A 14,719-nucleotide genomic window follows, 5' to 3' on the forward strand; every position below is an offset into this window, starting at 1 on the left:
ATTATCCAAGTGAACTTATTCGAAAGGAAGTATTTGAAATCGCTATTCTCACCAGACAAGAGGGTGATAAAACAAGAGGAACCTCAATTGAGGTTCCTCTTGTGATTTTTGTGGGACAGCAGTGAGCTTCGGCTTCCTTTTTTTATGCAAGGCCAAAGCCAAATTTGAACGCTTTAGTTTTTAGGCATGACGGCTGTTCTAAACTGCAATAGGATGGAGTTCAACAAAACAACAAACTCAACCAAGGAAGAAACACATGCTGGCTTATGATGCAGACTTAGAATTATTTCGAGATAACTTTCGCCGTTTTATGGCAGAGCATGTCGCACCACATTATGAGCAATGGGAACGTGAAGGCATTATGCCGCGTTCAGTATGGAATGCCTTGGGTGAAAATGGCTTTTTATGTGTCGATGTGCCTGAAGAATATGGCGGCTATGGCGTCCCAACGCATTATTCACTGATGCTAGTTGAAGAATCTGCGCGCGCAGGTTTTAGTGCATTATCGACAGGTATTTCATGCCATTCTGAAATTGCAGCACCGTATATTTTGCACATTGGTTCAGAAGAACAAAAACAACATTGGTTGCCGAAAATGGTCACGGGTGAAGTGGTCGGTGCCATTGGTATGACGGAGCCGGGTGCAGGTTCAGACTTACAGTCTATGCGCAGTAGTGCAATTTTGCAGGGCGATCATTATCTTCTCAATGGTTCGAAAACCTTTATCTCAAATGGTCAACATGCAGACCTAGTGGTATTGGCGGCGAAAACTGATCCACAAGCACGTGCCAAAGGCGTGTCATTACTTTTAGTCGACACACATTTGGATGGATTTAAGAAGGGTACTAACCTGGATAAAATTGGTCTGCATGCGCAAGACACTTCAGAGTTGTTTTATGACAATGTCAAAGTGCCGAAAGAGCAACTTTTGGGTCAAGCTGGACAAGGCTTTGCTTACTTGATGCAAGAGTTACCGCGTGAACGTACTGCGATTGCTTCGACTGCAATTGGTGCGATTCGTGGTTCCATTGATGTGGCAACGCAGTATGTCAAAGAGCGTCAAGCGTTCGGACAGGCGATTGGACAGTTTCAAAATACTCGTTTTGTATTGGCGCAGGCTAAGATTGACGAATTGGCTACAGCGGCATTTTATAATCAAAATGTTGAACTTTATATGCAAGGCAAACTTGATGTTGAAACTGCAGCAGCACTCAAGAGCTTTTCTACCGATATGCAAATGAAAGTGGCCCATAATCTACTTCAATTATTTGGTGGCTATGGTTATATGACCGAATATCCAATTTCACGTTTCTTTGTCGATGCACGTATTCAGCAAATCTACGGTGGCACCAATGAAATTATGAAAGAAATCGTGGCACGAAGTATTTTAGGTCGATAAACAATTTATCAGGCTGAAATTAAAATAGCGAAGTGAAGACTTCGCTATTTTTTTTAGGATGTATTTCTATAGAGACGATGTATTTCTATAGATTTGCTTATTTGAATTAGATTGTGTGTTTAATTTTGCGTGAATATTTTGAAACCTATGATAATGACGGTTGCCCCAAAACTTGCAAACAGACTTCAATAAATTCAGGTGTATTTAAAGTACTGCGAGACGATATATATAGGTTATTATCATTCACAACCGATTGATCCGACACCACCACACCTGCGTTTAACAAAGCGGATTTAAGTGTTTCAGATTGGGCGAAATGGCGACCTTGTATGACACCAGCTTCTAGTAACAACTGTGGACCATGGCAACTGCTCAAGATCGGCTTTTGGCTATCTGCAAAATTACGTACAAAATAGATAAAACGGTCATCTAAAGCGAGTTTCTCTGGGGAATAACCGCCGGGAATAAATAAGGCATCAAAATCATGCACAGAGGCATCGTCGATACTTTGGTCAATGGTGATCTGGGAACGGCGTTTAATGCCGTAAACGATTTTTCCAACCTGATCTTCGATATTGATAATGCTGTGCCGAGCGGCTCGAAAGGCCTCCACAGGCTCAAGATACTCAATATCTTCAAAATCGTAGGTCACTAACACTGCAATTTTCTTGTGCATACTTGTACCTATGGGGCTGTTATTTTTTTTCTGATATTTAGACTACAAAGCAATGATAAGAATTACCTGTGTCTTTTGTAATAAATGCGTCAATGACTGTAAACACTAGATGAAAGTGCCTATTAAGTCACTGAAAAAACGATCAATGACCAAGTGTTTATATAGATCATCTTTAAGTTTCAAATTATTTCTATGCCATGAAAACCAAGTTTTGAAATTTTTATTTTGCTTCAAGTATTGAGAGCAAAATTTAAAACTGAAATGACCAATGAAACAAATTGATTGATGGGCTTATACAAGGAGATGGATCTGAGGCAAATTTGGAGGAAAAGAGAAGGGCTATTTATTGTGCTGCTCAAGATGAATGATCAATAAAGCCGTCAAAAGGTAAGATTTGCCTTAATTATGGCTTTACCTATCAGTTTGGCTGTTTTGGCTCTTAAGTTAAGCTGATGAAGCTTTAATCAACTGTATGTTTTTAAGGCTGAAACCATCAAAGTCGTATTGCGCAACATTTGAAAGCTAACTATTGTTATACTGTTTGCAAAATTTTTTTGAAGGGCGACATAACAATGATCAACGATGATCAAAACACTCCGACTTCTCTGGACTTAGCTCAAATTCGTGAAGATATCGACTCTGTTGATATGCAGATTCAACAACTTATCAACCGTCGTGCGAAACTAGCTGAAGCTGTGGCAAAAGCAAAATTTGCTGCAGAAGAGAATCCATTGTTTTATCGTCCTGAACGTGAAGCGCAAGTTTTACGTAAAGTTATGGATCGTAACGAAGGCCCATTGTCTGATGTGACAATGGCACGTTTATTCCGTGAGATCATGTCGGCTTGTTTAGCCCTTGAAGCGCCGCAAAGTATTGCGTTCTTAGGTCCAGTCGGAACTTATACGCATTCGGCTGTTTTAAAACATTTCGGTCAAGACGCTGTTGTTCGCCCTCTTCCAACGATTGATGAAGTATTCCGCGAAGTTGAAGCAAGCAGCGCACACTATGGTTTAGTGCCTGTAGAGAACTCATCTGAAGGGGTAGTGAACCATACTTTAGATTGCTTTAAATCTTCACATCTGAATGTTATTGGTGAAGTGGAGCTGCGTATTCATCACCAATTCTTAGTGTCTGAAAACACACGTAAAGACAGTATTAAACAAATTTATGCCCATCAACAAACTTTGGCGCAATGCCGTGGTTGGTTAGATGCACATTATCCGGGTGTAGAACGTGTTGCACTCAGTTCAAATGCAGAAGCGGCACGCCGTATTCGTAATGAATGGCACTCTGCGGCAATTGCCTCTGAAGTTGCTGCGAACATTTACAACCTTGAAATTTTGCATAGCAATATTGAAGACAATCCTGAAAATACTACTCGTTTCTTGGTGATTGGTCGTGAGAAAGTGCCACCATCTGGCAATGATAAAACTTCATTGTTGATTTCAGCGCATGACCGTGCAGGGGCGTTGCTTGAAATTCTTGCACCATTTGCAAAACACAATATCAGTTTGACCAGTATTGAAACACGTCCTGCCTTGCCTGAAAAATGGGCCTATGTCTTCTTCGTTGACTTAGAGGGTCATGTGGAACAAGACAATGTCAAAGCAGCGATTGAAGAAATTCGTCCATTGGTTAAAGAAATTCGTGTATTGGGTTCATATCCGATTGCTGTTCTTTAAGATCACAACTATGATCAATTCCGTCAGGAGTTGATCACCTTCATCATTTGAAAAAACTGGAAGTGTAAAATGACGTTTGTCCCAGCCAATGAAGGCATTGCAAAGCTAAAGCCTTACCAACCAGGTAAACCAATTAGTGAACTTGAGCGTGAGTTGGGTATTACAGATATCGTAAAACTCGCATCAAATGAAAACCCATTGGGTTGTTCTGACAAAGTGAAAGAAGCGGTTGCTGCTGAACTTGCAGAAATTGGTCGATATCCGGATGGTGGCGGTTTTATTTTGAAAGACCAAGTTGAAAAACAATTTGGTATTGCACATGACCGTATTACATTGGGTAATGGTTCAAACGATCTTCTAGAAATTTTTGCTCGTGCTTTTGTCTCAGAGCAAGACTCTGTGGTGTATAGCCAACACGCATTTGCTGTGTATGGTCTGGTGACACAAGCGATTAATGCTGAAGCGATTGAAGTTCCTGCAAAAGGTTTTTCACATGACCTAGATGCAATGGCTGCGGCAATCAAAGACAATACTAAATTGATTTTTATTGCGAACCCAAATAATCCAACAGGCACATGGTTTGAAGAAGCTGAATTTGAAGCGTTCATGCAAAAAGTACCTGCAAATGTGATCGTGGTTTTAGATGAAGCTTATGTGGAATATTTCCCAGAAAACTTCAACAGCTTAAAATTCTTAGATCAATACGCAAACTTAATTGTTAGTCGTACCATGTCAAAATGTTATGGCTTGGCTGCGCTACGTGTTGGTTTTGCCTTGGCTTCAGTTGAAGTGACGGATTTCCTCAATCGTATTCGTCAACCCTTTAACGTAAACCATCTTGCGATGGTGGCTGCTGTTGCTGCACTTAAAGACGAAGCGTTTATTGAAAAATCACGTGTAGTGAATAAAGCAGGTATGGCGCAACTTGAGTCAGGTTTTGATGCTCTGGGTTTAGCGTACGTACCTTCACGTGCGAACTTTATTTTAGTAAATGTAAAAGCAGATCCTGCACAGACTTTCAATGCTTTATTAAAAGAAGGTGTGATTGTTCGTCCAGTTGGTATCCCTGAGCATTTACGTGTATCAATTGGGACTGAAGCTGAAAATGCTAAATTCTTAGCTGCCTTGGCTAAAGTTTTGGGCTTAGAGGCTAAAGCTTAAGTCATGTCTGTGCCACTATTTGAAAAAGTTGCTTTTATTGGGCTTGGGCTGATTGGCTCAAGCCTAGCTCGTGTCATGATTGCTGAAGATTTGGCTAAAGAAATTGTGGCGTCTACGCGTTCACAAAAAACTTTAGAAGATGCAAAAGCTTTAGGACTTATTCAGCAGGGTTATAGCGATCCTGCCGAAGCGGTCAAAGGTGCAGATCTCGTTGTCTTGGCTTTGCCTGTACGTGCGACACAAAAAGTCCTTGAGGCGATCAAACCTTATCTAACCGAACAGACGATTATTACCGATGTTGGAAGTACTAAAGGCAATGTCGTTGATGCAGCGAAAGCGGTCTATGGTGAGCAATTACCTGCTGGTTTTGTACCGGGGCATCCGATTGCTGGGGCTGAACTAACAGGTGTGCATGCAGGTAAGGTAGATTTATTTGCTAATCACAAAGTGATTTTGACACCATTACCTAGCAGTGCAGATTGGGCTGTAGAGAAACTGATTCAATTGTGGCAAGCTGCCAAAGCGGAAGTAATTTGCATGGATGTGGGAAAACACGACGAAGTGTTGGCCCATACCAGTCATCTTCCGCATTTGATGGCATTTAACTTGGTTGAGCAACTTGCGAACCGAGAAGACAATTTAGATATTTTCCGTTATGCCGCTGGCGGTTTTCGTGATTTCTCACGCATTGCTGCAAGCGACCCACATATGTGGCATGACATCTTTTTTGCCAATAAAAAGGCAATTTTAAATGCGGTGGATGGCTTTGAAAAACAATTGGCTATTCTTCGCAAACTGATTGAAGATGAAAACTCACAAGCGTTGATGGGACTGTTGGGACATGCACAAGCGGCACGTCAACATTTCAATCACATGCTCGCAAAGAAACCACTGATGGAGAAAAATAAAGTGACGACACAGCAATTCAAAATTTTACCGGGTCCAAAGCAATTCCAAGGTAAATTTACTGTGCCAGGTGATAAATCTGTGTCACATCGCTCTATCATGTTTGGTGCTATTGCAGAAGGTACAACGCACGTCACTGGTTTCCTTGAAGGTGAAGATGCCTTGGCAACCCTCCAAGCATTCCGCGATATGGGTGTAAGTATTGAAGGCCCTAAAAATGGTGAAGTCACCATTCATGGTGTAGGCATGCATGGTTTAAAAGCACCGGCAGGCGCTTTGTATATGGGTAACTCAGGCACTTCAATGCGTTTGCTTTCAGGCATGTTGTCGGCACAGAAGTTTGATTCGGTGATGACGGGTGATGCGTCATTATCAAAACGTCCAATGGAACGTATTGCCAAACCATTACGTGAAATGGGTGCGCAAATTCAAACTACAGGTGAGCGTGGTACGCCGCCCGTGTCTATTTCCGGAAGTCAAAACCTGAAAGGTATTCACTACGACTTACCAATGGCATCTGCACAAGTAAAATCCGGTATTTTGTTGGCTGGTCTTTGGGCGGAAGGTGAAACTGTTGTCACTGAGCCGGAACCAACACGTGACCATTCAGAGCGTATGCTTCGTGCATTTGGTTATGACGTGAAAACAGAAGGCAACCGCATTTCACTTCAAGGTGGCGGCAAGTTAGTCGGTACAGACATTCAAGTACCCTCTGACATTTCATCTGCAGCATTCTTTATGGTGGGTGCAGCGATTACCGAAGGTTCAGATGTCACTCTCGAAGCGGTCGGCATTAATCCAACCCGTACAGGTGTGATCGAAATTTTAAAACAGATGGGCGCTGACCTGACTGTTGAAAATGAACGTATCGCTGGCGGTGAGCCGATTGCAGATATTCGTATTCGTGGTTCACGCACGCTTAAAGGCATTCATATGCCAGAGGATCAAGTGCCATTGGCGATTGATGAATTTCCAGCACTGTTTATTGCAGCGGCATGTGCAGAAGGTCAAACCATTTTGACCGGTGCAGCTGAACTTCGAGTGAAAGAGTCGGATCGTATTCAAGTGATGGCAGATGGCCTAAAAATTATGGGTATTGACTGCACGCCAACCGATGACGGCATCATCATTGAAGGTCAAGGCAAAGCGGGCGAGTGGGGTGCAATCTTCACAGGTGGTCAAATTGAGTCACATCATGACCACCGTATTGCAATGAGCTTCTCAATGGCAGGTTTACGTACTTCGGGTGAAATTAATATCGTGGGTACAGAAACCGTTGCGACCAGCTTCCCGACATTTACAGAGCTAGCCACTCAGGCCGGTTTAACGATTGCCGTAAGTGAATAAATAATTCACCAAAATTGTATATTTATTCAACAACAGCCAAGCAAATGCTTGGCTGTTTGGTTTTAATTGCTTATGCTAAAACCATACAACAAGAATGTCTTTGGATAGATACATGAGAAAACTACAATTCACCGCGCATAGCGAGTCAAATCGAGTTGAAAGCAGTGCTGATACGCAAACTCAGGTTGCTGAATTATTGGCAAATAAATTAGAGCGTTATGGCTTTCAAACGTTATCGCAAAGTGGTGATCAGATTGCAGTCAGTGTCGATCAGCATGAATTGCCGCTTTCAGTGACATGTCAGGGGCAGGATGAATCAGGTCGTTTAGTCTGTGAAATTACCTCTTATCCAGATGAAGACCAAGATTGGTTAGATCGTATTACTGAGCAAAGTTTATTGAACCAATTGGCTCAAGCAGTCGAAAACAGTTTAAAAGAAGAAGAGTCATATAGTGAGTTTCAATGGAAACAGATGACAAAATGATCTGAAAAATTGAATTAAAAATCATCCATAAAAAAGCAGCATAGCGCTGCTTTTTTGTTTTTAACAGAATGTATTGAACAAGGTTATAGACATTCAATATTGATTGGATTAATGGTTCGATTGCTCTTTTTCACATAGTCACACATTTTTTCTGACTCTTGTTCATTGAGTCCCCAAAACACGATCACACCACGTTGATCAGTCAATTTGCTATCGCTTAAATAAATATAATGGGTGTCATGATAGTTTTTATCGAGCATATCTTTATATTTTTGATCGGTAAAAGATGAACAAGACGAAATATCTGCTTCTTTACATACCGAGTCACTCGAACAGCGTTGCTTAAAGGTTGAAATCATATTCATGGTGTCAGTGCTGTTGAGTTGAGCTTCACACACTTGGCTGTTGGGAAAGTCATAGACCATCTTTAAGCTAAAATCACGACCATCGACATTCATCTTGTATGATGCAGTCAAATAGGCTTTGGGACCATCGTTCACAGCAACCGTAGACGCTGGCAAATTTGTCGTTGTGGATGGGGTTGAATTAAAATAATAAACCAAAGCTGCAATGCCTAGACTTAAAATCACAGCAACAATAAATTTCATTTTTCCCTCTAAATTTTATGTTCATTTTTCTGGGTATTATTTCTGCAGTTGGTCATATAAACAAGTAAATAATTGGTTTTTCGATAAAAAAATATTGCGTAATAAAAATTAAACTAGCGACGAATTAGGTCATTACATGTTGAATAGATAATGATGGCCAATGCACTAAAAAGATGGATAAATCGAAGTGCTGTAGGTGAATTTATCTGAAATATTGGTGGGGAATAGAGCGGTCACTAGGCAAAAAAAATGAGGCAGTTAAGCTGACTCATTTTTGGTATTGTTTATACTAAAAAGCGTGAAATCGCAATACGAAGCTGTTTGAGATAACCCGTAAAGAAGTGGTTTGCACCTGGCAAAACCGTGATTAAATGGCGCTGTGGTTTGGCCCACTGAATCAAGTCAGATAACAGTGTGACATTATCTTCTTCACCATGAATAAATAAAATATCACCCTTAATATGCGGTGTCACATAGTGACGTACACCTGCAACTGTTGTGGTTGGTAAGCCGCATAAAATAGTCTGTACAGGCTGTAACTCCACTGGCAATAGGGCATAGCATTTAGTCATGACATTTGCACCAAAACTAAAACCGCCTGCATAAAATGGCAGGTTCGGATGTTGGCTACGAGCAAATTCAATGACTTGCATGGTATCTTTGGTTTCACCATTGCCTTCGTTATGTATTCCTGCACTTTGGCCAGAGCCGCGGAAACTTGGGCGATAGACAACATAGCCACGTTCTAAAAACATTTGCGCTAAAAGCACAGGTACTTTGTGCTGTGGTGTGCCACCTTGCAATGGGTGAGGGTGTGTAACTACCGCGAATCCTTTCACTTCACCCTGTGGATAATCAACAAAAATTTCAAGCTGACCAACAGGCCCTTGAATGAACAGTTGTTCTGACATAATGACTAAAATGTGAAAGCGGGAGAGTCGCATAGTTTACAGATTATGTTTATCAAAAACACAGATTGGATTTGAAAATACTCTACTGTTATAGTTTGTTTAATTAAAAATTAATCAGGATGTTTATGCTCGCTTTAATTTCTCCAGCAAAAACTTTAGATTACGAAACCCCTTTACCGACTGAAAAATTCACTCAACCACGGCTATTAGATCATTCTGAAGAATTAATCTCAGTCGCACGTAAATTGTCGGCAAGTAAAATTTCAAGCTTGATGAGTGTCAGTGAGAAAATTGCGACTTTAAATGTTGAGCGCTTCCGAGATTGGCAGCCTGATTTTGATTTTGCCAATGCACGTCAAGCAATCTTTGCCTTTAAAGGTGATGTATATACCGGTTTAGATGCTTATAAACTTACAAACTCAGACCTTGAATATGCACAAACCCATTTGCGTATGCTCTCGGGTCTCTATGGTTTATTGCGTCCGCTTGATTTAATGATGCCATATCGTTTAGAGATGGGGACCAAGTTGCAAAACCCGCGTGGACATAACCTATACGAGTTTTGGGACAATACCATCACCAATCTCATCAATGACGATTTGGAAAAAGCGGGCTCTGAACTTTTGGTCAACATCGCTTCAGATGAATATTATAAGTCGGTCAAAGAATCAAAAATTAAAGCCGAAATCATCAAGCCAGTTTTTCTGGATCAAAAGAACGGCAAATATAAAGTCATCAGCTTCTATGCCAAAAAAGCACGTGGCCTAATGGCGCGATATTTGTTGGAAAATAAAATTGAACGTATTGAAGATATCAAGTCGTTCAATACCGATGGATATTATTTCGATGCTGAGAGTAGCTTAAAGGGCGAATTGGTCTTTAAGCGAGATGAGCAACAAGCCGCTTAAGTTCAAGATTGAAAATTTTGAATCTGTAAAAAATATGTATAGCCGCTGTTTTTAAGTCAGCGGCTTTTTTATCTTCTTCACTCGAGATGTAATGGTGGGCCTGTGAAATTGATCGTGCTTTAAATTTCGTATATGAAATGATCTACGATTTGATGCTTTTTACGGAAAAGGATTCGAAAAATCATTCAGCGATTATCTTGTCTATCAGTCTAAAATATATTACAAAATTAACATTGATCGAACAAATAGCTTATTAAATGACTTAATAATATATAAAATTGTGAAATACGTCACTTTTTTGTTTAAATTTTTTGTTATTATAGCCAAATATTTAAACATGAATAAAATTTTGTTATGAAAAAAATACTGATACCAATTTTTATACTCAGCATTTTATTTTTAGGATTTAGTGTTTATAAAAATGCTGAGTTAAAGCGACAGCAAGAAATTAATCAGGTGTTCAATGATGATTTGAACGCATCACCTTATATGCGCTAAAAAAAATCAATCTTGCTGCTTCTGCATTGAGCTCAAGCATGGTCTTGAAGTGTTCGTCTAAATCTTGATATTTTATTTTTATATATAATAATTTGAAACTTTATAAATAAAACAATGTCTTAAATTTACTAAATTGAAAATCGATGAAAATGTGGAAACATTAAAAAATCAATGTGTTATAATTTTCCGAAATTAATTTGATCAGTATTTATTGATATTAAATACGAATTAAATGACATAAATAGAGGAGCTGCATAGGTTTATGCAGCTTTTTTGTTTGCAAATTTCAACATTTGTACCGTGTTGTATGTTGTTGAAAATAGGATTTTTTAAAGCCTACAATCTGCCGAATTGGCATATTCGTTGCTTAGGCATACACAAAATTAATGATGAATACATGACATGATTAATTTTGTGGAATGCTTATATGCATAAAGTTTACTTCATAGGGGCTAGGTCATGACGACTCCTAATCCATCTTCCGAGAACATGCTTGAACGTCTGTTTAAACTGAGCGAAAACAAAACCAGTTTCAAAACAGAAGTCATTGCAGGTGTAACTACTTTCTTGACAATGTGTTACATCATTATTGTCAATCCAATGATTTTGTCCGAAACGGGTATGGATCATGGCGCTGTTTTTGTCGCAACCTGTCTAGCAGCAGCCATTGGCTGTTTGGTGATGGGGCTTGTTGCTAACTATCCAATTGCCTTAGCACCCGGTATGGGCTTAAACGCTTACTTTACCTATTCTGTATGTTTGGGTATGGGCGTGGAATGGCAAACTGCTTTAGCAGCTGTTTTTGTCTCTGGCCTTGTTTTTATCGCTATCAGCATGTTCAAAATCCGTGAAGCGATTGTCAATGCGATTCCAATGTCGCTTAAACTGGCGATCGGCGGCGGTATTGGTTTATTCCTTGCACTGGTTTCTTTGAAAAATGCCGGCATTATTGTTGATAACCCTGCAACATTGGTTAGTCTGGGTGATTTAAAACAGCCGTCTGTCTTGTTGGCTTTACTTGGCTTCTTGATGGTTGTGGTTATGCATCACTTCAAAGTACGTGGTGCAATAATCATCAGTATTTTGGTGATTACTGCAATTTCAACCCTACTGGGCTTCAACGAATTTAAAGGTGTTGTAGGTGCTATTCCTTCAATCGCTCCAACATTCATGCAAATGAACTTCGAAGGTCTATTCACAGCAAGTTTGATTGGCGTAATCTTTGTATTCTTCTTGGTTGATTTATTTGACTCTACAGGTACATTGGTCGGTGTATCACACCGTGCAGGCTTATTAAAAGACGGTAAATTACCACGTTTGAAGAAAGCATTATTTGCAGACTCATCTGCAATTGTTGCGGGTGCGGCATTGGGTACGTCTTCGACTACGCCTTATATTGAATCATCAGCAGGTGTTGCTGCCGGTGGTCGTACAGGTTTAACTGCAGTTGTGGTTGCTGTATTGTTTATTTTGGCATTGTTCTTAGCACCACTTGCTCAGTCTGTACCAGGTTTTGCAACTGCTCCAGCATTATTGTTTGTTGGTGTGTTGATGATTCAAGGTATCGTTCATATTGAGTGGGATGATATTACTGAAGCAGTCCCTGCATTCTTAACAATTGTATTTATGCCGTTTACCTATTCAATTGCAGACGGTATTGCAATGGGCTTCATTAGCTATGCATTGGTTAAATTGCTTACAGGTAAGGCGAAAACTGTACCGTATATGGTCTGGATTATTGCTGCACTTTGGGCATTAAAATTTGCTGCATTTGGCGGTTAATACTGTCAAATAGCGAAAGGGTGTAAACTCAGTTTGCACCCTTTTTTATTGTTATGAGGATAAAAGATGGATCAACTTGAGCTGATTCGCGCTTTGCCAAAAGCAGAGCTACATGTGCATATTGAAGGGACATTTGAGCCTGAACTCATGTTTGCAATTGCCCAGCGCAACAATATTGCAATCCCTTATCAATCAGTCGAAGAATTAAAAGAAGCGTATAACTTTCATAATTTACAGTCTTTTTTAGACATTTATTATGCAGGTGCAAATGTACTGATTCATGAGCAAGATTTTTATGATTTAGCATGGGCATATTTCGAAAAATGTGCAGAAGATCATGTGGTTCATACCGAAATGTTCTTCGACCCACAAACTCATACAGACCGTGGGGTTGCTTTTGAAACTGTCTTGAATGGCTTACAATGCGCTTGTGATGATGCCAAAGCAAAACTGGGCATTAGCTCACATCTGATTATGTGCTTTTTGCGTCATTTATCTGAAGACGCAGCATTTGCAACATTAGAACAAGCTTTACCATATAAAGATCAAATTATTGGTGTCGGTTTAGATTCGAGTGAAGTGGGTCATCCACCATCAAAATTCGAACGTGTTTTTGCTAAAGCACGTGAAGCAGGTTTTCTTATCGTTGCGCATGCAGGGGAAGAAGGTCCAGCAGAATACGTATGGGAAGCCTTGGATTTGCTGAAAGTAAATCGTGTTGACCATGGTGTACGTTCAGAAGAAGATCCTGCTTTGATGCAACGTTTAATTGCAGAAAAAATGCCATTAACCGTTTGCCCGCTAAGCAATTTAAAGCTCTGTGTGGTCAATAATATGGCTGAGCATAATATTCGCCGTCTATTGCAACAAGGTGTGCATGTGACCGTCAATTCAGATGATCCATCGTACTTTGGTGGTTATATGAATGATAACTTCATTGCGATCACCAAAGCACTTGATTTAAGCAATGCAGAGTTAAAGCAACTGGCAATCAACTCTTTTGAAGCATCATTTATTTCAGATGCTGAAAAACAAGCTTGGATTAAAAAGATTGAAGCGTTGAATTAATAATCAGCGTATAATCTCAGGCAGTGAATATTCACTGCCTTTTTTATGTTTAAATCATGCTTTTATCTCATTCAAATCGCTCTATATTTGCCTCATCGATTACATTTTTAGCCGCAGTATTGATTTCATCCGCTGCTATTGCAGATAAATCAAGTTTAAGTCAGCGTATGCTAAAGCCTGTGATTGAATATCAATGCTCGCAAGAATTAAATACTTCTAAAATTTGGAAAGGTGCTGCGTTGTTTATGAGTGCTCAACAGAAAAAAGACAATCAAGCTGCGATTTGTCAGTGCGTGAGTGAGCATGCTATGGATGATATCGGTGCGAAAGATCTGATGACTGCTGCAGTGAATGAAACTGAAAAGAATAAACTGATTTCTAAAGCGGTTTTAAATAGTATGCGCGGTTGTGCTCAGCAAGTACTGAATTAAAAGATAATGCTTAAAATAAAAGCCACATGATGTGGCTTTTATTTTGTCTTTATTAGGGTTTTGGTTGTCGTGTCATGCTTTTGAGCACATGGTCTTTATCAATAAAATGATGTTTCAGTGCTGCCAAAATATGACCCACTAAGAGCAAGCCTGCTGCCCAAGAAATCCAAATATGTAGCGGTTTCACGATGGCTAATAATTCAGAATTATCTTGTGCCAAGCGTGGTATTTCAAACAAATACAAGACAGGGGCAGGGTGACCTGCGCTCCAGCTAAATAAGCAACCTGTGATTGGTAAAGCCAGCAGTACAAAATACAGTGCTAAATGACCCAAATGTGCCAAGGTTTTCATGCCGGATGACATACTGTCAGGTAATTCTGGTGCGGGGTGGGTATAGCGCCAAAAGATTCGTAGCACCACCAAAAAAATAATCGTAGTCGCAATATTTTTATGGAGGGTAATGACTTGTCCTTTAAAGCTGCCATCGACGTCATAACTCAGAAAATTGCCACTATAAAAGCCAATGAACCATGCCACGATGAATATGATCGCCATCAGCCAATGTAAGACCTGAGCTGTTCGAGTGTAGTATTGTGTGTTATTGCTCATGTTGATTATTTAAGCGTCCAATCTTATGCAGATTCTAATACAGACCACAAAATATGCGTCGTTTAAAATCGGGACACTGTGTTGTGAATATGCAACGCAGGCATTGATGATTAACTACACAAGATTTCTTTCATAAGTCATTTTTCACTCAGCTCCAAGTTATAAATTCCAGCAATTAGATTGAATCTTAATGCTAGTCTTTTGCCTCGATTGCGATATCGCTCAGCAAGAATTTTGAAGGTTTTCAA

At 39.9% G+C, this 14,719-nt stretch carries 13 protein-coding genes and 1 pseudogene; 9 read left to right on the plus strand and 5 right to left on the minus strand.

Going from position 1 to position 14,719, the window contains the following annotated elements; genetic code table 11:
- Nucleotides 1-256: 256 nt before the first annotated feature.
- Nucleotides 257-1,399: an acyl-CoA dehydrogenase family protein gene (locus tag FTU16_RS15730; RefSeq protein WP_078189096.1), complete on the plus strand. Its 1,143-nt coding sequence runs from the start codon at nucleotides 257-259 to the stop codon at nucleotides 1,397-1,399.
- 145 nt (nucleotides 1,400-1,544) lie between these two features.
- Here the strand turns inward: FTU16_RS15730 and FTU16_RS15735 are convergent, their stop codons facing one another.
- A complete protein-coding gene (locus tag FTU16_RS15735) occupies nucleotides 1,545-2,075 on the minus strand; it encodes a DJ-1/PfpI family protein (protein WP_180163654.1) in 531 nt (176 codons plus the stop codon).
- A gap of 572 nt (nucleotides 2,076-2,647) precedes the next feature.
- On the opposite strand from FTU16_RS15735, the gene pheA reads away from it, so the two are divergent.
- The 4 genes from pheA to FTU16_RS15755 all read left to right on the plus strand — a co-directional run bounded on the left by pheA (nucleotide 2,648) and on the right by FTU16_RS15755 (nucleotide 7,655).
- Nucleotides 2,648-3,757, plus strand: a complete 1,110-nt coding sequence (pheA, locus tag FTU16_RS15740; protein WP_078189093.1) for a prephenate dehydratase — start codon at nucleotides 2,648-2,650, stop codon at nucleotides 3,755-3,757.
- 69 nt (nucleotides 3,758-3,826) lie between these two features.
- On the plus strand, nucleotides 3,827-4,918 hold the full coding sequence (gene hisC / locus FTU16_RS15745) for a histidinol-phosphate transaminase (protein WP_078189092.1): 1,092 nt from the start codon (nucleotides 3,827-3,829) through the stop codon (nucleotides 4,916-4,918).
- A gap of 3 nt (nucleotides 4,919-4,921) precedes the next feature.
- A complete protein-coding gene (locus FTU16_RS15750; protein WP_180163655.1) occupies nucleotides 4,922-7,171 on the plus strand; it encodes a bifunctional prephenate dehydrogenase/3-phosphoshikimate 1-carboxyvinyltransferase in 2,250 nt (749 codons plus the stop codon).
- Nucleotides 7,172-7,283: 112 nt separating this feature from the next.
- The gene (locus tag FTU16_RS15755; protein ID WP_078189090.1) at nucleotides 7,284-7,655 is read left to right on the plus strand and encodes a hypothetical protein; all 372 of its coding nucleotides are present in this window, start codon (nucleotides 7,284-7,286) and stop codon (nucleotides 7,653-7,655) included.
- A gap of 83 nt (nucleotides 7,656-7,738) precedes the next feature.
- Here the strand turns inward: FTU16_RS15755 and FTU16_RS15760 are convergent, their stop codons facing one another.
- Together FTU16_RS15760 and FTU16_RS15765 are read right to left on the minus strand one after the other, a co-directional pair.
- Complete coding sequence (locus tag FTU16_RS15760; RefSeq protein ID WP_180155134.1) at nucleotides 7,739-8,263, minus strand: hypothetical protein; 525 nt, start codon at nucleotides 8,261-8,263, stop codon at nucleotides 7,739-7,741.
- A gap of 284 nt (nucleotides 8,264-8,547) precedes the next feature.
- Nucleotides 8,548-9,174 carry an alpha/beta hydrolase gene (locus FTU16_RS15765; protein WP_180163656.1) on the minus strand — a complete coding sequence of 209 codons (627 nt, stop codon included), beginning with the start codon at nucleotides 9,172-9,174 and terminating at the stop codon, nucleotides 8,548-8,550.
- Between the two features lie 125 nt (nucleotides 9,175-9,299).
- On the opposite strand from FTU16_RS15765, the gene yaaA reads away from it, so the two are divergent.
- The 4 genes from yaaA to FTU16_RS15785 all read left to right on the plus strand — a co-directional run bounded on the left by yaaA (nucleotide 9,300) and on the right by FTU16_RS15785 (nucleotide 13,861).
- Entirely contained in the window at nucleotides 9,300-10,082 is a 783-nt protein-coding gene (yaaA, locus tag FTU16_RS15770; RefSeq protein ID WP_180163657.1) for a peroxide stress protein YaaA, read from the plus strand.
- 957 nt (nucleotides 10,083-11,039) lie between these two features.
- Nucleotides 11,040-12,362, plus strand: coding sequence for an NCS2 family permease (locus FTU16_RS15775; RefSeq protein WP_111885323.1), 1,323 nt, complete (start codon nucleotides 11,040-11,042; stop codon nucleotides 12,360-12,362).
- 66 nt (nucleotides 12,363-12,428) lie between these two features.
- Complete coding sequence (locus FTU16_RS15780) at nucleotides 12,429-13,430, plus strand: adenosine deaminase (protein WP_180163658.1); 1,002 nt, start codon at nucleotides 12,429-12,431, stop codon at nucleotides 13,428-13,430.
- A 56-nt stretch (nucleotides 13,431-13,486) separates the two neighbouring features.
- Complete coding sequence (locus FTU16_RS15785; RefSeq protein ID WP_180163659.1) at nucleotides 13,487-13,861, plus strand: hypothetical protein; 375 nt, start codon at nucleotides 13,487-13,489, stop codon at nucleotides 13,859-13,861.
- 52 nt (nucleotides 13,862-13,913) lie between these two features.
- Here FTU16_RS15785 and FTU16_RS15790 read toward each other — a convergent pair whose 3' ends face one another.
- Nucleotides 13,914-14,471 carry a cytochrome b gene (locus tag FTU16_RS15790; RefSeq protein WP_180163660.1) on the minus strand — a complete coding sequence of 186 codons (558 nt, stop codon included), beginning with the start codon at nucleotides 14,469-14,471 and terminating at the stop codon, nucleotides 13,914-13,916.
- Nucleotides 14,472-14,608: 137 nt separating this feature from the next.
- Nucleotides 14,609-14,719: pseudogene (locus FTU16_RS15795) on the minus strand (IS5/IS1182 family transposase); the annotation flags it as partial.

Source organism: Acinetobacter sp. YH12069 (assembly GCF_013419675.1).
Taxonomy (GTDB): Bacteria; Pseudomonadota; Gammaproteobacteria; order Pseudomonadales; family Moraxellaceae; genus Acinetobacter; species Acinetobacter amyesii.